Source organism: Desulfopila aestuarii DSM 18488 (assembly GCF_900143695.1).
GTDB classification, from domain to species: Bacteria; Desulfobacterota; Desulfobulbia; order Desulfobulbales; family Desulfocapsaceae; genus Desulfopila; species Desulfopila aestuarii.
In genome coordinates this window covers 14,492-33,647 of record NZ_FRFE01000030.1, presented here as the reverse complement: position 1 = coordinate 33,647, position 19,156 = coordinate 14,492, and the positions used below count along the sequence as shown (strand labels likewise).

General features: G+C 48.2%; 15 protein-coding genes and 1 tRNA gene. 7 read left to right on the top strand and 9 right to left on the bottom strand.

What is annotated here, in order from left to right:
• Window positions 1-69 precede the first annotated feature (69 nt).
• The 3 genes from BUF15_RS21175 to BUF15_RS27200 form a co-directional block, all read right to left on the bottom strand.
• A complete protein-coding gene (locus BUF15_RS21175) occupies window positions 70-1,407 on the bottom strand; it encodes a hypothetical protein (protein ID WP_073615712.1) in 1,338 nt (445 codons plus the stop codon).
• Window positions 1,408-1,429: 22 nt separating this feature from the next.
• Window positions 1,430-2,569, bottom strand: a complete 1,140-nt coding sequence (locus BUF15_RS21170) for a tyrosine-type recombinase/integrase (RefSeq protein WP_073615711.1) — start codon at window positions 2,567-2,569, stop codon at window positions 1,430-1,432.
• Window positions 2,570-2,676: 107 nt separating this feature from the next.
• A tRNA-Sec gene (locus tag BUF15_RS27200) sits at window positions 2,677-2,771 on the bottom strand.
• 356 nt (window positions 2,772-3,127) lie between these two features.
• Here BUF15_RS27200 and BUF15_RS27195 point away from each other — a divergent pair.
• Window positions 3,128-3,421 (top strand): hypothetical protein, encoded by a 294-nt coding sequence (locus tag BUF15_RS27195; protein ID WP_200802445.1) that lies wholly within the window; start codon window positions 3,128-3,130, stop codon window positions 3,419-3,421.
• Window positions 3,422-3,502: 81 nt separating this feature from the next.
• Here BUF15_RS27195 and BUF15_RS21160 read toward each other — a convergent pair whose 3' ends face one another.
• Window positions 3,503-4,303: a lysophospholipid acyltransferase family protein gene (locus tag BUF15_RS21160; RefSeq protein WP_143170815.1), complete on the bottom strand. Its 801-nt coding sequence runs from the start codon at window positions 4,301-4,303 to the stop codon at window positions 3,503-3,505.
• A gap of 432 nt (window positions 4,304-4,735) precedes the next feature.
• Here BUF15_RS21160 and BUF15_RS21155 point away from each other — a divergent pair, with 432 nt between their 5' ends.
• Window positions 4,736-7,957 (top strand): transglycosylase domain-containing protein, encoded by a 3,222-nt coding sequence (locus tag BUF15_RS21155; RefSeq protein ID WP_200802444.1) that lies wholly within the window; start codon window positions 4,736-4,738, stop codon window positions 7,955-7,957.
• Window positions 7,958-8,295: 338 nt separating this feature from the next.
• Window positions 8,296-8,877, top strand: coding sequence for a C40 family peptidase (locus tag BUF15_RS21150; protein WP_073615710.1), 582 nt, complete (start codon window positions 8,296-8,298; stop codon window positions 8,875-8,877).
• 156 nt (window positions 8,878-9,033) lie between these two features.
• On the opposite strand, the gene BUF15_RS21145 is transcribed toward BUF15_RS21150, so the two are convergent.
• The 3 genes from BUF15_RS21145 to ade form a co-directional block, all read right to left on the bottom strand.
• Window positions 9,034-9,543 (bottom strand): YgjV family protein, encoded by a 510-nt coding sequence (locus tag BUF15_RS21145; RefSeq protein WP_073615709.1) that lies wholly within the window; start codon window positions 9,541-9,543, stop codon window positions 9,034-9,036.
• Window positions 9,544-9,663: 120 nt separating this feature from the next.
• Window positions 9,664-10,167 carry an RcnB family protein gene (locus tag BUF15_RS21140; RefSeq protein WP_084554326.1) on the bottom strand — a complete coding sequence of 168 codons (504 nt, stop codon included), beginning with the start codon at window positions 10,165-10,167 and terminating at the stop codon, window positions 9,664-9,666.
• A gap of 195 nt (window positions 10,168-10,362) precedes the next feature.
• Window positions 10,363-12,099 (bottom strand): adenine deaminase, encoded by a 1,737-nt coding sequence (gene ade, locus BUF15_RS21135; protein WP_073615707.1) that lies wholly within the window; start codon window positions 12,097-12,099, stop codon window positions 10,363-10,365.
• A gap of 346 nt (window positions 12,100-12,445) precedes the next feature.
• Here ade and BUF15_RS21130 point away from each other — a divergent pair, with 346 nt between their 5' ends.
• From BUF15_RS21130 to BUF15_RS21115, 4 genes are all read left to right on the top strand, one after another.
• Window positions 12,446-12,742 (top strand): J domain-containing protein, encoded by a 297-nt coding sequence (locus tag BUF15_RS21130; protein ID WP_073615706.1) that lies wholly within the window; start codon window positions 12,446-12,448, stop codon window positions 12,740-12,742.
• Between the two features lie 166 nt (window positions 12,743-12,908).
• Window positions 12,909-13,571 (top strand): hypothetical protein, encoded by a 663-nt coding sequence (locus BUF15_RS21125; RefSeq protein ID WP_073615705.1) that lies wholly within the window; start codon window positions 12,909-12,911, stop codon window positions 13,569-13,571.
• A 132-nt stretch (window positions 13,572-13,703) separates the two neighbouring features.
• On the top strand, window positions 13,704-14,288 hold the full coding sequence (locus tag BUF15_RS21120) for a lysophospholipid acyltransferase family protein (RefSeq protein ID WP_073615704.1): 585 nt from the start codon (window positions 13,704-13,706) through the stop codon (window positions 14,286-14,288).
• A gap of 770 nt (window positions 14,289-15,058) precedes the next feature.
• A complete protein-coding gene (locus BUF15_RS21115; RefSeq protein ID WP_073615703.1) occupies window positions 15,059-17,239 on the top strand; it encodes a glutamine synthetase III family protein in 2,181 nt (726 codons plus the stop codon).
• Between the two features lie 118 nt (window positions 17,240-17,357).
• On the opposite strand, the gene BUF15_RS21110 is transcribed toward BUF15_RS21115, so the two are convergent.
• Complete coding sequence (locus tag BUF15_RS21110) at window positions 17,358-17,858, bottom strand: flavin reductase family protein (protein WP_073615738.1); 501 nt, start codon at window positions 17,856-17,858, stop codon at window positions 17,358-17,360.
• Between the two features lie 241 nt (window positions 17,859-18,099).
• Window positions 18,100-18,900 carry a PP2C family protein-serine/threonine phosphatase gene (locus BUF15_RS21105; protein WP_073615702.1) on the bottom strand — a complete coding sequence of 267 codons (801 nt, stop codon included), beginning with the start codon at window positions 18,898-18,900 and terminating at the stop codon, window positions 18,100-18,102.
• Window positions 18,901-19,156: the final 256 nt, after the last annotated feature.

The following is a 19,156-nucleotide window of genomic DNA, read 5'->3' as shown; positions in this document are numbered from 1 at the left end:
AGATAGTAGCTTATATATTTATTGGTATCTCTTGTCGCTTACTCCCTTCTTTACGGAATACATCTGTATCTATTTGATTTTACAGGGCATCTTGCTAGGTTTTGCTAAAATCCTCAGCAAGAAGTCTATGAGCCAATCCTGAACCAGCGACCTCATTCGTTCCGAAGGCAGGAACAGTTTAACAGGATCGCCATTTCGTATTGCTGAGCGCCACACCCACTGGAGCACCACAGATAGCGCGTAGTTGTCCTTATCGAAGGTCGCCCCATGAGCCTTAAAGAACAGCTCTATCTCTGGAAAAGGATTAATGTTGAGAAGGAAGGCCAGAACGTGCTTGTCGGCATAATCATTGGTGGCTCTTGTATTGAATGTCAGATACCCCTGAGGATATTCACCTGTCCCTTTGAGGGAGAAATGGTTATCTCTCAGTACTTCAATATGATCCTTGAAACACGTCCACAAATTATCTTCATTCCCCCTGGAGCTGTTCCTAAAGAATGAGCGAGTATCATTCTTCAGCTTAGGTAATGCTCCCCCCTTCCTCTTCTTCATCTGTTGATCAAACCACTTCTTCCCTACCGGATACCCTTTGGCTCTTGGTTCCTTCTTGCCAACATCATTGTATGGGCCTTCGTAGATATCCAGAAGCTTCTTGAATTTCGCGCCATCGTAATACCCAATATGAGCTTTAGTCTTCAAGCCTCCTGCACTATCCTTGTACAGCTCCAGATGTTCAAAGGGTATCTTGAAGACCTCAAGCCATCCGTTGGTCTCTGAGCCCTTGAAGAGGTAGGTCAGAATTGTAATGCTATTGAAGACCTCGAACTTCTCTGGAGGTACTACAAAGACAACTTTGCGATTGGCTACCGAGTAGATATGCTTTCCTTGAACTGCCTTGACTATAGAACTCAGGGCACCATTCTTGCCAATATGCGCTTCCCCCGCTGGTAGCATCTCATAGATCTCAAGCCATTCTATGGAGGGGTGTTCGCTCTTCTCTATAAGCCCAGACTTCTCAGCAACCTGAATGTCTTCGTCCTTCAGTTCGCCCCTCTCGACAAGCATTATAGTCTCGTCGATAATCAGCTCGTACTCCCCCCGAGGAATGCCGCTCAGATCCCATGAGCTTAGTAGGGAGAATAAGGCATGGGAAGCGATAACGGTCTTGCCTTCTTGTACCGCATCAAGGAAGCGTTGAGTCTTAGTCTCGCTCTCTTTAGTGTCGAGCGCCACAATATCTGAGCGTTTCCCTTTCTCTGAACTGGAGAGCGCTTCTTTGTATCTCTCGACCTCTGTCAATAAGGGGACAAGAATGATGTACTTGGTGTCAGGACTGTCATTCACCCTATTGATTATCTCTGTGCTCTTGCCAGTGCCCATTACAGCATCAAGTATTTCGACCTTCATTGTCCCCTCTGTATTCTTCGGGTTAATAAGCTACCTGCTCCAATGCATCTTTCAGTACCAGCAGATTCTGTCTTGAATTCCACTGAATGTACTGAGCGGTAATATCGTTGCTCCGATGGTTCAGCATCCGCTTGACCGTCAGGTAATCAATACCGACCTCTGAGGCTCTAGTGGCGAATGTTCTCCGTAAGTCATGACATTTGAATTCCATGTTGATGAGCTTGCTGAGTCGCTTCAGAGTTGGCCTCTCGTCCTTGATATATGTATCTGATTGTAATGGAGAAGGGAAGATATATTGAGTCTGATTCGCTGCTCTCTGGAGGACCTTCTGGATCTCCTCAGTGACCGGAACGTAATGGGGCCGATGGTTCTTCGTGTCTCTGATTACGAGGCACTGAAGGCCCTCTACGTGCTCCAGATCGCTCCATTTGAGCCGTAGTGCTTCGTTCTTCCTGAGGCCACTGTAGAGCATCAGGTGGACCGCTAACGTCATTGGGTGGCTCTCAGGGGCTGTTATCTTGAGTAGCTCTCTGACCTTATGGGCTGGCAGGTAATTCTCTCGTTTCTTAATGCTTCTGTCGATCCTCTTGAGCTTCAGGACTTCAACAGGATTGCTCTCGATCATCTCGTCAGCCTTGGCGTAGTTCATCAGAGCCGAAAGTATCCGCATGACCTTCGTAGCCTGTGAGTATGTCGGTTTGCCCCCATTGATTCCCTTGTCTCTGATCTGGTAGAACTTCTTCTCGACCATCTGTTTCGTAATCGATGAGACAGGCTTCTTAAGCCAGTCGGAGAGATAGAAGAATACAGCTTCTTGATAATCTTGGACTGTCCTTGGCTTCAGTCGTCCGCTTGCTGTGTACTGTTTGAAGAGCTTCTCAAGGACCATCTGAGCTGACTTGCTCCTCTGGGAGTCCCCAGACCGAACTGAGGACATGAAGGCCAAGGCATCATTTCTTGCTTGTTGAAGCTGTAAGATAGGATAAGAGCCAAGGGTCTTGCGGTAGGATCTTCCCCCATGCCAAACTTCAGAGACAAACGAAATCTTGCCAGAAGTATTCACTTTGACTCCGAACCCGTTTAGTGTAGTATCGCGGAGAAAGTATGGCTGACCTGCAGGTTTAAGCTTATTGAGTGTTCTCGTGGTGATAGCTGTAGACATGATTCCAGTTCCTCAGTAGAGAAATAGTAGAGGATCGAATCAATTTAGCGCTGAGGTACTCTTTGAGGGGAATTTGATTACAGAACGTAACCTAATGGAATTGCTGACGGAAGTGCGTTCTTCTCGAACCCACCTGAGAGGCTATTAACCCCACACACCGGATTTGAAGTCCGGGAGGGCCACCAGTGCCCTGTCCACTTCCCTTATCAGGCTTGTCGGAAAGCAAGCATAATAATAAGCATTGACCTTGAAAACAAGTTTTTATTATAATGACGTGTTATTCCTTTTTTTGAGATTCTTGCACACATGAACCTCAAGGGTCGTGCAGGCTCACAACATGCTGAGCTCAGTGCTGTCATCGTAATGACTGTTTTTTTAAAGCTTTAGCAAACGTTTTTTTCATTTTTTCAACTGACAACTATTTTCCTGCTGGCTTTCATTTCCCAGCAGGAGCCTCCCACTTCATCTTCAACTCTAACAAACTACACCAAAAACATGCAGTGTGAACGACTCCTCAAACTGGCAAAAACGTGGTACATCAGTGTCAAGGAAGAAACCATGGCCCCTGCGCGCATGGTCTCCTTTATGGAAAAACATGCCGCTGAGTGCCCTGTCTGCCAGGACGACCCCGATATACAAGATGAAATCGCCAAGATAACCGAGATCATCCTCCCCGAATCCAAAATCCCTAAAGCCGTTCGCATGCAAAACGAAGCGGTCGACGATGACGAAGAAGATGAGGATGAGGATGACGATGAAGATACCGACGATGATTCGGAAGAAGAAGATGAGGATGACGTCTACGACGATGACGAGGATTTCGAGGATGAACCCGATCTGGACGAAGACTGATTCCGCAATACGTTAAATAGAAGGATAAAAAAGGCAGGTGGACCTCGATCCCCTGCCTTTTTCTCCTATCCGGCGTTTATCTCAACGCTGCCGCACCAATATTTCCTGGCCCCATTCCAGTAATTTTTTCCCGATAAACTCATTGACTATGTCCATCTCTTCGTTGCCTTTGCCGGTTACTGCAAATGGCGCAGCAAAAGCAATGCGCACCGGGAGGTCCCTGTTGATAGCCCCAAAATCTTTTATAATTCTGCCATTTTGCAGAGCATCGGTCTTCAATGCCATTGGCAGGACAGGCACATTGGCTCGTTTCGCCAGTTTCACCCCAATAGAACCCATCTGGGCCGGTTCAAAATTGTGCGACCGGGTGGACTGAGGAAAAACTACCACGGAAACCCCATCTTCCAATCGTTTTACTCCCTCCTCCAACACCGTCTTCAGATCCTGCCTCGGGTTAACCCGGCTCACGGCTATGGGATTGGATGAGCGCATTACATGCTTGAACACTGGATATTCCAGAAGACTCTGCTTGATAACGAATGTGAGACTTTTGGGCAGAATCAATCCTGGCAACAGGAGTGTTTCAAGAAAACTCATATGGTTGCCAATAATAACGCATGGCCCGTGGTCAGTGTTTCGGATATGATCCATACCGGAAACACGGATATCGACACCCATTCTCTCAAGTATCTCCAGCACTTCCAGGCTACTGCTCCCCCACTCGTCCTCTCCATACTGTCCCTTCTGGGCAAGACGGGCGGAACGTGTCACGGTGGCAATAAGCCTGAGATAGAAGTAGAGCGAAGGAAACGTTGCGGCCGGAAACGACAATGTCTTTTTTTCGGTGGCATACGTATTATCGTGCAGCGGCAAATTCTTCATATTCTCTCATTCTTCCTATTCTCTCATTTCTGCCGGAGATAACCTTCCGACATTTCTATGGGTTTGGATAGACAGTGATTTGGACTCACAGAAACTAGCATGTTACGAAGAAACGGTGCAAGAATTTTCACAATCTTCTCTTGTCATGAAACATCTTCGTACACAATTTCATCACTGTCTACTACCTGGCTGCAATCTAACACTATAACCTCAACCAGGCCGGGAACAGCTATATTCGATAGCAGTACTCTCTGAAAAGTTGAAAACGCTAGAGAAATTTGAGAAAATAAGCTAGATAAAGGGCTCTAATAAGACAGCATAGTATTTCCTGGAAACACATTCATTATCCTTCCTGCCGAAACGACTCGATAAAAACAGCACTTTTTTCCGTAACATTCAGCAATCCATAACCTTGCGGTAAAGCAGGCAGCAGTGAATAATCTATCAAGAAAAAATGGTTCTCCGGATACCTCCCCACCAGAACCTTCTGTAATTTCCGACAAGAAGGCACATCGAAGAACCACGCCTTCACGCCAGCGATTTGCTGATATCGTCATCGAGCCACCGCATTCATCTCCAAATCGTAACGTCCGACCGATATCGGCAGTCACAACTGAGAAAGCGGAAGAAATTCCACCGACCAGAACGCTGCCCTCCAAGCCGCCGAAAAAACGTAAACCGCTCTGGCCCCGCTTAATCATTGCGACCCTTTTTCTCGGAGCATGTGGTGCAGCCGGATATTACGAAATAGTAACCTCAACCTTCCAGGCCCGCTTTCTCAGCCAGTATGCGGCAAAACTCACCTACCGGGTCACCGATGGCCCTAGCGACTCCATCGTGTTCCCTCAAAAGGGTCCATACGACAAACGTCTTGGCTATGTCCAGCTTCCGCTCATCCTAAAAGACCTTGAACAACACGGCATGGTGGTCAGCCATCAGGCCCGGTTCAGCCCCGAATTGTATACCTATGCCCAAAGAGGCTTCCACATCCCTTACAACGAAAAAAGTCAGGCCGGGCTGAGTATAGTCGACAGTAAGCAGCAGACCATGTACAAGGTGGTCAATCCTACCAGAGTATACAAAGACTTTTATGACATCCCCTATGCGGTAGTTCAGGCCCTTCTTTTTATCGAGAATCGAAATCTGCTGTCCAATCCCTACCCCACTGCCAACCCAGCGATAGAATGGGGACGTTTCGCCAAGGCTGCATTGTTCAGAGCCGGAGAACTGCTCCATATAGATATGCCCGCCATGGGTGGCAGCACGCTTGCGACCCAAACGGAAAAATTCCGTCATTCAGAAGGAGGCCTCACCACATCAGCCCTCGATAAACTGGTACAGATGAGCTCTGCAAGCGTACGAGCGTACCGCAACGGCGAGGATACAACCAGCTTCCGCAAACAGCTGATACTTGATTACATCAATTCCGTACCCCTCTCTGCCGCACCGGGCTATGGTGAGGTCAATGGCCTTGGCGATGGCATGTACATCTGGTACGGCACGACCTTCAAGGAGATGAATCGGCTGCTCAATCTGCAAGCCCCCAAAACACCGGAACTGGAAATGCAGGCGAGGATATTAAAGCAGGTTATCAGCCTGATGATTGCCCACCGACGGCCCTCCCATTACCTCGTCCAGGGACGTAAGGATCTTGCCATTCTGACCAACAGCTATGTGCGTCTCTTAACCGATAACGGTGTAATCCCCCAGGCGGTCGGCGAAGCTGCCCAGATACAGCCCCTCTTCTTCCGTGACTTCAAGATTAACGCAGCCACCCCGCAGATTACCCAGAACAAAGGGGTGAATGTCGTCCGCAACCGACTCGCCTCCCAGTTTGACACTTCGCTCTATGCACTTGACCGCATGGATCTGTCCGTGGTTTCCACTCTGGACAGAAAACTGCAGGAAGAAGTCAGCGACTATCTGAAAAATATCCAATCCCCAGATACTGCAGAGAAGTATGGCCTCGTCGGGAAATACCTTTTGACGTCTGACCAGACAGATGAGATCAGCTATAGCTTCACCCTTTTTGAACGTACCCCTGCCGGCAATATGGTTCGTGTGCAGACCGATACCACCCAGCTGCCGTTTGATATTAACGAGGGCAGCAAGCTTGAACTCGGCTCAACCGCCAAATTACGAACGCTTGCGACCTATCTTGAGATCATCGCTGAGCTTCATGCAGATCTCGTCAGCAGGCCGCCCCTTGAACTGGTCAAACTTATCAGCAAAACACCCGACCCCCTGACCCTCTGGGCCTGTAATCAACTCGTCCAGCACCCAGGCATGTCGCTTACACCTTTTCTGGAAGCGGCTATGCAACGCACATATTCGGCCAATCCCTCCGAGCGTTTTTTCACCGGTGGCGGCATTCACGTTTTCGGGAATTTCCGCAAGGAGGACAACAACCGATTCGCAACTGTGACCGAATCGCTGCAAAATTCGTTAAACCTCCCCTTTGTCCGGATCATGCAGGACATTGTCCGCTACACAATGGCCAGTCAATGGGAAAATAATCGCCAGCTTTTGCTTGATGACAATGATCCGCGAAGAAAAGAAGTGCTCGACATATTTATCGATCGGGAAAGCCGCACATTTCTCAGAAGATACTGGGGAAAATACGCAGGAAAAACCGCAGAGCAACGATTGGAAACACTGTTGGCCGCCATTAAGCCAACAGTCCTCAGGTTAACCATCATTCATCGCCATCTCTTCCCGCAGGCAAGCGAAAAAAATTATATCGCCTTTATCCGCACCCAACTTCCAACAAGCACCGTAAGCAACAAACAGCTCGCACAAATGTATGAGCGGTATAAACCTGGCGCCTATTCCCTCCAGGATCTTGGCTATCTCGCCTCAGTCCATCCTCTTGAACTATGGCTGCTCGACTATCTGCAACAACCTGGCGAAGTATCACTCAAAGATGCAATCAGCAAAAGTGAGAAACCACGTCGTGATGTTTACAGCTGGCTGCTGCGTACTAAAGCCAAAAACGCCCGCGACTCGCGAATCCGGACTGTTCTGGAGATAGACGCCTTTTCCGATATCCACCGACGCTGGAAAAACATGGGGTATCCATTTGATCAGCTGGTTCCATCTCTGGCCACAGCCCTTGGCAGTTCAGGCGACAGACCAGCAGCGCTGGCTGAGTTGGTCGGCATTATCATCAATAACGGCAGCCGGCTCCCCACCCACCGTTTCACTCGTCTGGAATTCGGCAAAGACACACCCTATGAAACGCTGGTAGAGCAACCCTCCCCGCAAGCGACTCAAGTACTTTTACCAGAAGTTGCGGCCGTCCTCAAAAAGGCGATGAGCATAGTTGTCAGTGAAGGAACTGCCAGAAGGCTACTGAACACCTTTCAGCAGACCGATGGCTCGCCCCTGCTTCTCGGCGGCAAAACCGGCACCGGCGACAATCGCATCATCACCTCCAGCTCCTCAGGCCACCGGACCTCATCGCAGGCACTGAACAGGACCGCGACGTTTGTCTTCTACCTTGGTGATAACCATTTCGGTACCCTGATCACCTTTGTCAGTGGTCGCTCGGCCAACGCCTTCAGCTTCACCTCGGCTTTACCCCTCCAAGTCTTAAAAGGAATGGCGCCAATCCTCCAGCCATATATCAATGCGGCCAATCAATCGAGACAATAATTTTGCTACCAATAATCGGTCAGGCATTGTCGCGACATGTATTTACTGCTGCGGCATACCATTTCCAGTTCGTCAATACAAATTAACCGTTCACAGGTTTTGATGAATCTTTTTTAGAATTTTGATTTTCCCCTCTGAATTGCACGTTGACACTCCTGGTTGAATTGTCTAATTAATTAGGAGTTGTTCTAGAAGTTAAGCATAATACGTATTGGAGCGAACGAGCTGCGATAAAGCCCGATCTCGACGATCAGCCAAGCCTGCACAAGGGGCCTCTACCAAGTATGCATTGCGGTATTGCATCCGGTCCCAGCAGAAAAATTCACCAAGACTGAAATATGCCGAGACCCATTCACCTGCGTAACATATTCAAAACAAGTATTGCCATTCTTCTCAGTAGCGCCCTTATCACCATTTCCTGCGCTACAGCCTTCGCCACCGAAAGGCAATATGGCTCCCCCCGCACCTCTTTTGGATTTACCGACAAACAGTTTGAAAAAAAGGTCAAAGAGTACCTGGATGTGCCCTACAAAACGGGTGGAACCACAAAGAATGGAATGGATTGTTCCGGTTTTTCCAAAACCGTCTATTCAAAACTTTTTGGTATTAATCTGCCGCACAGCTCTGTTGACCAATTTCGTCTTTCGGCACTCAGGAAAATCGACGCCAATCAGCTGAAACCCGGCGACCTTATCTTCTTTGCCAACAAGAAGAAAAGGAAAGTCAACCACGTCGGTGTCTACCTTTCCGACAAAAAATTCATCCACGCCAGCAGTAGTCAGGGAATCACGGTATCGAGTCTCGATAATGACTACTGGAGAAACAGATTCGTGGGCTCCAAACGACATGTGGCATTCATTGTTCCCAAAAAGCCTCAGGTCGTTCGCATCAAAAGTGAGCAAAAGAAGATGTATCACTGATACCTGTTCTCTCCATTCTTCCCCAGCGAAAATTCAAGCCGCAACAGACCTTATCTGGAGCGGCTTTTTCATTTTACGCGCCTCAAAACATAAGAGAAAAATAAACCCAGAGTACAGTGCCTTTTCAATATGCTATGACTGCTCCAACACATCCACTCAGCTCAGCGCTTGCCGTGCAGGGCGAATGTAATAGCGGAAATAGCCGACCAGGTTGGAACAGATAAAAAATATCTCCACGACAACTGCCCCTGGTGAGCCGGCAATGATATTATGGACCAGCCACAAAATAGTACCGATGAGCATCAGCTGACGCAGCAGTTTGTCATCTTTACTAAATGAGGCCACCGTCCCAAAAAGCGAGCCACCACAACCAAGAATTGAAAGTAGCCCCTCATAAGTCAAGATCGAGGCAAGAATGGCCATCCCCATAAAGAACAGCATGACAACCCTTGAGGTGGAGAAGAGACTGACTAAGAACCGTGAGGCAGCAAGGATCCCAAGACAGGCAGCGGTCCAATGCCCGAGGCAGATAAAGTGAAGCGATATCAGGATGCAGGATGCGAACAGGCAGCTGATGATATGCGCTCTCTTTTTAAACTGGAAAGAGATGATATCGCTGCATAGAGCGACTCCAACGAGGACCTGCGAGAGCACAAAAAGAGACATGGCGGACTGCTGTTTTCAAGGTTAATTGTTTTGGATAGGATAAGGTCGCAAACACTCTAAACGAAAAGCAATCCACCTGGCCTCAATGAAGATGCATTTCTCATGCTTCAATTTCGTTTCTTAAAGATCATTTAAATCCTGGACCGCATCGACAATCAGCCCGGTTCCAACCGCTATCATCAGGATATCGGAGGCAACCCGCACATAACGATGCCCGGCTGGCGGCGGTCCGAGCTGACGGATAATGGTGGTCGGCAGATCGTAGACAACCACATCATGGGGAACGGGATAGCCGAGCCGCCATTTCTTTGCCTGCCCAGGCGGCATACAACCATTGTTCTTTTTGGCAAGCCCGGGAGGGCAATGACCGGAACGGTATTCCTCTCTGTAGTAGTTACGAATAACGTTCCTATGCTTGTCCGTAAAATAGACATTAACCGTAACATCCGATTTTGAATCCTTCCCTTTATCTTTCTTTGCTTTGTCGCTGTAGTGTTTTTCCTTCTTGGGGGGCTTCCCCCCCTTACCATTGTCACCAGCCAGTCCCTGACAGGGCACAACAAAAACTAAGGCCATAGTCAATATCATGGCACACCGGAACAACGCACGTACAGAAGACTTCATATGCATATCCTCATTGTCTCACCAACTCCATCAGGAGCCGTATATACCAACTTCACAACCGGCTGCTTTTATCAAACAACCTGCCTTTTTGACCATTAGGGCATTGTACACCCGCCAGATAATTAGGGCATTTCTTTTCGCCAGCTGTAGCTGATATTGTTGAATCGAGGCTCTTTATCTTCAGCGCCTGCCATATCAATCGCCAACCGGGACCTCGGTAAAGCTGAATGTGGAAAAATCAAACAGCCCGGAATCACATATCTTCAAATGCGGAATAACCACCAGCGACATGAATGAGAGTGCCAGGAATGGATTAAATGCACAGGTGGGGGCAAGCTCTCTTGCAGCCTGCCCAACCTGGCCAAGAGCAACAAGAACATCCTCGGCTGCAGCCGAGGTCATCAGGCCCCCAATTTCAAGCCTCAGTGATGCAAGGGTCCTGCCCTGATCGACAACGACTATGCCGCCCTGCATAGTCCTGATTGCCTCAATTGCACCAATCATGTCGGCGTCGGTTACGCCAGCGACGATGAGGTTATGTGAATCATGAGCGATGGTGGTGGCAATGGCGCCCCGTTGCAAGCGCAACCCTTTTACAACCCCAACTGCCATGCTACCAAGCGCTTTATGCCGCTCAATGACCGCAATCTTCAACTGATCACGAGCCGTATCAACGACAAATTGATCGTTTTCAACCTCAACGCTTTCCACAAGATGATTGCTGACCACCGTCCCTGGCACGATTTCAATAATACGGGCCTTCGAACAGCCCTTCATGGCAATGGCCAAATTGTTCTCGGTAACCTGAGGACAATTGATAGAAGCAAGCATATTGTCGGGCGCTTGATGACTTGCCGACTCCACCCGCTCATCAACTACCCCATTTGTCGCCACCCGCCTACCTCTTTTATACACCTCTTCAATCTTCAGCGTATCGAGATCTGAAACGATGGAAAAATCAGCATAATAACCAGGCGCAACAGCCCCAACATTCTTTAAATGATAACATCTGGCCACATTGAGCGAAGCCATCTGAATAGCAGTTGCAGGTGAAAGCCCGTGCCTGATTGCCATCCGGACGCTGGCATCGACTCCCCCCTCGCTGCAGAGATCATCAAGATGTTTGTCGTCCGTGGCGAAACAGAGCATCGGCGCATTTCGTTCATTTACCGCCGGCAACATTTTGACCAGATCCCGACAAACAGTTCCCTCCCGGATGAGGGTATAGATGCCCCGTCGGACCCGCTCAACCAACCCTTTTTCGGTATCGCATTCATGATCTGTTCGAATGCCGGCTACCGCGTACCCATTCAACTGGTCCAGGTCAAAGCCCGCCATATGGCCATCAATGCGGCGTTCCTCCCGCTCCGCATCCGCGAGCTTTTGAAGCATATCGGAATCTCCTGCAAAAACTGCTGGGAAGTCCATAACTTCCGCGAGCCCCAGCACGCCTTCCTTGCTGTAAAGAGGCCGCAGGTCATCAGCTGTAAGGGTCGCACCGGAATGCTCAAATGAAGTGGCCGGAACACATGACGGGAGCATGCAATAGATATCCAGTGGAACATGACGACTGTTTTCAATCATAAATTCAATTCCGGCGACACCGCAGACATTGGCAATCTCATGGGGATCGGCAACAACACCAGTGATCCCCCTGGCAAGGGCTGCATTGCTGTACTCGATAGGTGTCACCAATGTCGATTCGATGTGCACATGGGCGTCGATCATTCCAGGAATGAGGAATTTCCCTGTGCCATCTATTTCGACACGCCCCTGACCACGGTAATCGCCAATACCCGTAAACACCCCATCCGACACCGCGACATCGGCCGCAAATACATCCTGGGAAAAAACATCGACCACCTGAATGTTGGTGATGACCAGATCAGACAGCTTTTTTTTGATAGCCGAGAAAATCCTATCGGTATTCATGGAACTCCTTGCAGTTGTAGCTGACGGGTTACAACAAAGCGATACTTCAAACCCTTCGCCAGCGCACCCATATATTCGTTAAAAGATACTAAAGGTGAGTATATCACCGGGAACGTCATACTGGCACATCATCTTGATGGAGGAACCTTGCCACATACAATGATTGTGGTGCTCACAAGCATGGCCTTCAATATCCCCTTACCAGTTTATTGCATTTCTATCCAAAGAACAAAACAATGACTGAGACAGAACACGCCAGGGAGTGTTGTGATGCTGATAATTGTTCTTATCGTTAATGAAACATTTGAACCAAGGATCCCTCAGGCCAACCTAGAGTACTGTCACAATGAAAAGCACTTTTGACAAGATTACTGCAGCAAGAAAGGTACTGGACCTTCCGGAACAGGCCACTTTTGCGCAGATCAAAAGGAATTATCGTACCCTGCTCCGCAAGTGGCACCCGGATACATGTAACAGCAAAAACGAAGAATGCCTTGAGATGACACGAAGAATTACGGAAGCATATACCATCATTCTACGCTACTGCAATGAATATGAGTTTTCTTTTCGAAAAGAAGATGTCAAACAATCCTGCTCTGCAGAAGAATGGTGGGCCCAACGGTTCGGTAACGTTCCATGGTAAGCAAAACAACTTAAAGCAATAATGCCTCGATTTTTTTTTGGAAAGGGGTTCGTCCGAGGTTTAAAACCTTGATTTTTGCAGAATGCCGTTTGATAATGCAGACAAATACGGTTCCATCCCCTGTATAATTACACCAAACCGACAACGAGGATCTAAAGGATCGACTATGGGTGATGTAATACATCTGAAAATCAACAAGTTGAAGTGGAATGTGCAGGACATTGCATTCCTCTATCCTCCAGATGTCTTTACCGGGGCATTTGATAATGAAGTCATGGAGGCAAGACACAGGGAGGAGATGCAAAAAAAGCTGGAGAACCTTAAAAGTTCAATAGCCGCCGAAGATGATCCTTTTGTCGCAATGCAGTTACTCCATAAAAAAGATCATCTCCAGTTCCTTCGTAATAATATCGATGCGTTCAGGCAGGCGGAAAAATTAGAACAGGCTGTTATCACACTCTATACCCAATGGAATACGCCTTTTTCTTCTGACGGAGATCAATATTTGTGGAATGAGTTATTCGAGGCCTGCGATAAAAAAAGATTATACGACTCCGGCGCTCCCATAGCCTTCTCTTCCGCCACGATTTACAGAGGTTCTATTTCAGGTTTCCAACGTAGTCTGATCTGGACTCCCGACAAGGCTACTGTCGAAAGAATCGCCAAAAGATGGGAAGACCCCAACTTGGGTGGCGGCCATCTCTTTGAAGTTGATGTCAAAAAAGAAGATGTGCTGCTTTTTCTTAAATTGAGGCGTGGCGATGAAGTGATCGTATCGCCCCAATTTATTAAGACCGCAAAGATACGAAAATATGGCTCAGATATGTAAGAATGCATACCATGATGAGTCTAACTAAGTAGTGATTACTGGCTTCCACTCCCTGATTTCACCGCTCACACTTTCCTGATAGTTGCCTGAAGAGGTCGCATCCGGACGTAAAACTCTACCAATGGCAACATCTTGAAACGTACTATATTCAGCACCCCTGTAGTATCTCACATCATTAAGATTTTGTGTCATTTTTCACTTAAGGCACGCGGCTGGCAGCTACAGGGCCAGCCACCAACTGCGCCAAAATATGTTTTAATAGCAGTACCGCATACAAGCAACTGGGATTTTCCCTTATCGCTTGCCATGGCCTTTATTTACGGATTTGAAATGATGTGGATGGGAAAAGATTCGCTTTTTACAGGCTGGCGTGGCCCCATCATGCGATGGATGGGCGGCATCCCCATTACTAGGTCGTCATCAAACAATGTCGTTGAACAGACCATTGAGAAATTTAACACCAGTGATCGACTTGTTATCGCCATCCCCCCTGAAGGCACTCGCTCGAAAGTTACTGCCTGGAAAACAGGATTCTATTACATAGCCCTTGGCGCAAAAATCCCAATCGCCCTCGCATTTATTGATTATACAAAAAAAACAGGTGGCTTTCTGTCGACTTTTCACCCAACAGGCGACGCCGAGAAAGACATTGCTCATATACGAGCCTGCTACTCCGGGATAGATGGTAAATACCCCGATCAATGCATTGTTCATTAACAACTTCGATTGAGGTGTTCAGCATGGTGTCACCTCATTTTCCATGAAAACGCTTTGCGCTTTTTTCCCATTCTGTCCTTGAAAAATCCTGACTCGACTATTTCTGACATTATTACATTTTTGAAATATTCATAAATGTACAAAGAGGATATGCTGGACGCCTTCGACCAGTTATGAGCACGATCGACAATCTATTCAATATACAGAATCCGAACTCTTCAGAATTATTTATTCTCATGATCGAAGCCAGCTTCAATCCGACTTTCAACTGTATTTTCAATTATTAATGTCAAAAAACGCCATTGCTGATGCGATGAAAAACGGATCAACTGTATTTTTCGGAACGTAACTGCCCCCTCCCCCCTCAGTCTTCCCTGCAAGCACTTATTCTGCATTGGCACACATATTGCTAGGCTATTAGCAGAATGCGGAAACAGCGCTTCGTCGATGGCTTTTCATACTTTACATTTTTGGAGCCCTATTTTACATTCACTGCAAATGTAGTGGGAAAGGTTGGGAGTTTACAGCAGCATAATTCAACCAGAACTCTTCAGCCGGGATACTGCAGGCTCACGCTGGCGGGATTACCCAAATATAAACTTGCTTCATCAAGCACTTAGTAAAAGTTAATCAACGGTAAAAACACACCGCCTTCCCCCAGAGTGAAGGGCAAACTGCGCACTGCATTTTACATTTTTGTAGTATTTATGGTTATAAAATATACATTTTTGTAGCAACTACCAACCAACAATCATTATGGAGAGTGCACTATGAGTGGAATCCAGGCCCGCCTTAACGCCATCTCGGCGATCATCAACTACAAACCTTCCCACGCCCCGCTGAATTTCAGTGAGACCAAGCCGACCGATGTGTTCGGCAGCAACGTCTTCAGTGACATCGTAATGAAGGAACGCCTGCCCAAGCATGTCTACAAATCTTTGAAGAAAACCATCGCTTTCGGTGAAAAACTGGATGCCAGCGTTGCAGATGTTGTTGCCAACGCCATGAAAGACTGGGCCATCGAGAAAGGAGCAACTCATTTCACCCATGTCTTCTATCCATTAACCGGTTTAACAGCTGAAAAACACGACGCTTTTCTCGTCCCAGACGGTGATGGTAGCGCTATCGCGGAATTCTCCGGCAAGCTGTTGATCCAAGGTGAGCCAGATGCCTCTTCTTTCCCCTCAGGCGGTCTTCGTGCCACTTTTGAGGCCCGTGGGTACACAGCATGGGACGTTACCAGCCCGGCCTACATTCTTGAAAACCCAAACGGCACCTTTCTTTGCATTCCCACAGTTTTCGTCTCCTGGACCGGCGAAGCCCTGGACAAAAAGACCCCGCTATTGCGCTCACTGCAGGCCCTTAACAAACAGGCTAAACGGGTGCTGAAACTCTTCGGCACAACCACAACGCTTCCCGTCACTGCCTTTGCCGGCCCCGAGCAGGAATATTTCCTGATCGACCGCAACTTCGTTTTCTCCCGCCCCGACCTGCTGCTGGCCGGCCGTTCGCTGTTTGGTGCCCGCTCCGCTAAAGGACAGGAGTTTGAAGATCAATACTTTGGAGTTATCCCACGTCGAGTCCTGGCATTCATGATGGAGGTCGATCGCGAACTCTACAAGCTCGGCGTTCCGGTGAAAACCCGTCATAACGAGGTTGCACCGAGCCAGTTTGAGATTGCCCCGATTTTCGAGCAGGGCAACCTCGCCACCGACCATAACCAGATGGTTATGACCACCCTGCGCACCGTAGCCAAACGTTACGGAATGACCTGCCTGCTTCACGAAAAGCCGTTTGCCGGCATCAATGGTTCAGGTAAACATCTCAACTATTCTATCGGCAATGCCGAACTGGGCAGCCTGTTTGATCCGGGCGATACCCCACACTCCAATGCTCAGTTCCTGGTTTTCTGTGCCGCCACCCTCCGTGCACTGCACAAATACGGCGCGCTGTTGCGAGCTACCGTTGCCACCGCGTCCAACGACCACCGTCTTGGCGCCAACGAGGCCCCTCCTGCCATTATGAGTGCCTACGTTGGCGAGCAGCTGGCTGACGTTTTCGAGCAGATCAAAAAAGGTGAAGTGAAAAGCTCCAAGCAGAAAGGTGTTATGAATATTGGCGTAGACACCCTGCCGCCGCTGCCGATGGATCCCGGCGACCGTAACCGCACCAGCCCCTTCGCCTTCACCGGCAATCGTTTTGAGTTCCGTGCCGTTGGCTCCTTGCAGTCTATCGCCGGATCCCAGGTTGCCTTGAACACCATGATGGCCGAGTCTCTGGATTACGTTGCCACCGAGTTAGAGAAATTGGGCAAGGTCAACAAGACCAAGTTCAACGAGGGTGTTCAGCAGCTTTTGCAAAAACTCATGAAAGAACATGATGCGATCATCTTCAACGGCGACGGGTATGGTGAGGCCTGGCATAAAGAAGCCAAGAAACGCGGCTTGCCGAACCTGAAGACCACCCCGGAAGCCCTTCCAGTATTGACAAGCAAGGAAGTTGTGGAGCTGTTCACCAAATACGGCGTACTCTCCGAGGCTGAACTGAAATCCCGCCAGGAGATTTACCTGGAGCAGTATGTAAAGACCATCAGCACCGAAGCCAACCTCGTTATCCGTATGGCCCGCACCTCGATCTTCCCGGCCGCCATGCGCTATCAGGGCGAGCTTGCCGCCACGTGCAGCAACCTCAAGAATATTGGCCATGACATCAAGATGGTAGCCCTCGAAGACGTTACCGATAAACTCCGCGCCATGCAGGCGGAGGCAGATAAACTTGAAAAGCTGATGGCCCACGAGGGCGGCGATACCCTGGCACACGCCAAATACATGTGCGATAAGGTGCTGCCGGCGATGAACAAGGTTCGTGAATACGCCGACGCCTTAGAGGCCGTTGTAGCCGACGATCTGTGGCCGCTCCCCTCCTATCAGGAGATGCTGTTTATTCGTTAACTCGAAAAACACTCTGACTTTGGAAAAAAACAAAGGCCGCTCTCTAGCAGGGAGCGGCCTTTGTCATTGGTGATCCCACTATGTGAAAAAGTCTCTTAAACCCAATTCTTCATGCAGCTTATTCACTCTCATAGCAAGCCAGAATTTCACCGAAATACAACGTGTGATAATCCTTTTGCGGGTAGAGCTTATCAAGAGCACCGTCCATTAAAGCACTATCCATTGCTGACTTGTAAATAATTTTGCACTCGTAGTGAATGCCTGGAATGTCGATGATAGGTGATTCGACATGCTCTGCAGGCTTCTGCCTCAGGTTGCACTCTTTGAATTTGTCGCAATCTCTACCAGACCTTGTGCCACAGAATGCAACAGCATCCTTACAGGTCGAGTCTGACGGAATGCTGACGGTAAAGTTATCTGTTTTTTCCAACAACTGGAATGTGTGCCTGGAGTCTCTCACCGCCACCATGAATACTTGCCGTTGCCAGATAATGCCTATGGTGGCCCAGCCTATGGTCATGGTATTGACGGCATCACCTGCCTTGACAGTAAGGAAAGCGCCTTTGGCAATCTTTGCCATTACCTCATCAGCATTTTCCAGATACGCTCTGCTGTTCATATTCGCGTCCTTTTCGTCATTCTTTTGTATGATTTTATTCAATTGGAGCAAAGCCCTCTCCACTTGGAATTACAATCCCCCCACTCCTAAGGCAAAGGGCTGGCACCATGTAATTGAGAGGATCAGGCATCATTAGTGACAATCCTTATCATACCAGCTAAATCAGCATGACACTACCGCTAACGGACACAATCTCTACGTGACTGAAAGAGTAGCTCAAGCTACCTCAAGGCTGATTTTGTTATACGACTTTCACGATAACCAGAGTGACATCATCGTCCAGTGGGACACCTCTACAAAACATTCCAAGTTCATCAAAAACAGCATTGATTATTTCCTGTGCTGAAAAATCCGCTGTTTCTTGCAGGATGCTTTTGAAACGGTCTTTGCCGAAAAACTTACCATTTTCATTTCTTGCCTCCCATATGCCGTCTGTCCCAATAGCTATAATCGTTCCTTCGGCAAGCTGGGGCAAAAAATACTCACTGTAACAGTAGTTGTAATCAACTCCCAGTGGCACCCCGGCCCCCTTCAGCTCGTGAAATTCGTTTATACTAGGGGCGAAAACAGTCGCAGGTTCATGCCCTGCCCTCACCCATGTAGCATGACCAGAATCAAGGTTTATATCGAGATAAAACAGGGTCATAAAGTGGCCAGTTCTGGAATGGTCCAGATAGAAATGTCGATTCATAGCAGACACAACCTGAGTTGCTGTCCCAGAATTGATTGCTCGAGCTCTGAGAAATGTTCTCGCTGAGCTCATCAATAAAGCAGCATCTATCCCATGTCCCGATACGTCACCAACAATAATTTTCAAACTTTCATCCTGGAATTCCGGGCCATACAGGTAGTCAAAATAATCGCCACCTACTTCAATGCATGAGATAGACTGACCAGCAAGTTCATACCTTTTAAGACACTGACTTGCGGTAGGGAGAAAAGAGCGCTGAATTTGTCCAGCTAAGGCAAGTTCATTCTGGATGAGCTGATTACTCAACTCATGACGTGAAAATTGTCGTCGATCATATGTATAGCTGTCCATTTTCTAACCTCCAGTCTTGACCTGACCGTCTCAATACAAAAAAAATTTCAGTTACTTTTTTTGGGATCAAGACGAAAATGATCAATACACAACTGGTTCAACGCAAACACGAAACTCTTGTCTGCGCCAACCCTCCTCCCACAAAGCAGCCAGCGCCCCCTTGCATCATTCTATCTATCTATTTTTCCGTATTTTACGCTATCCTTCTTACATTATTCTCACTCAAGAGAAAATGTCGGACACCTCATGCGACTGG

Coding starts and splice junctions, on each gene's coding strand:
- BUF15_RS21175 (WP_073615712.1), bottom strand. CDS start 1,407: ATGAAGGTCGAAATACTTGATGCTGTAATGGGCACTGGCAAGAGCACA.
- BUF15_RS21170 (WP_073615711.1), bottom strand. CDS start 2,569: ATGTCTACAGCTATCACCACGAGAACACTCAATAAGCTTAAACCTGCA.
- BUF15_RS27195 (WP_200802445.1), top strand. CDS start 3,128: ATGGCCCCTGCGCGCATGGTCTCCTTTATGGAAAAACATGCCGCTGAG.
- BUF15_RS21160 (WP_143170815.1), bottom strand. CDS start 4,303: ATGAAGAATTTGCCGCTGCACGATAATACGTATGCCACCGAAAAAAAG.
- BUF15_RS21150 (WP_073615710.1), top strand. CDS start 8,296: ATGCCGAGACCCATTCACCTGCGTAACATATTCAAAACAAGTATTGCC.
- BUF15_RS21145 (WP_073615709.1), bottom strand. CDS start 9,543: ATGTCTCTTTTTGTGCTCTCGCAGGTCCTCGTTGGAGTCGCTCTATGC.
- BUF15_RS21140 (WP_084554326.1), bottom strand. CDS start 10,167: ATGAAGTCTTCTGTACGTGCGTTGTTCCGGTGTGCCATGATATTGACT.
- ade (WP_073615707.1), bottom strand. CDS start 12,099: ATGAATACCGATAGGATTTTCTCGGCTATCAAAAAAAAGCTGTCTGAT.
- BUF15_RS21130 (WP_073615706.1), top strand. CDS start 12,446: ATGAAAAGCACTTTTGACAAGATTACTGCAGCAAGAAAGGTACTGGAC.
- BUF15_RS21125 (WP_073615705.1), top strand. CDS start 12,909: ATGGGTGATGTAATACATCTGAAAATCAACAAGTTGAAGTGGAATGTG.
- BUF15_RS21115 (WP_073615703.1), top strand. CDS start 15,059: ATGAGTGGAATCCAGGCCCGCCTTAACGCCATCTCGGCGATCATCAAC.
- BUF15_RS21110 (WP_073615738.1), bottom strand. CDS start 17,858: ATGAACAGCAGAGCGTATCTGGAAAATGCTGATGAGGTAATGGCAAAG.
- BUF15_RS21105 (WP_073615702.1), bottom strand. CDS start 18,900: ATGGACAGCTATACATATGATCGACGACAATTTTCACGTCATGAGTTG.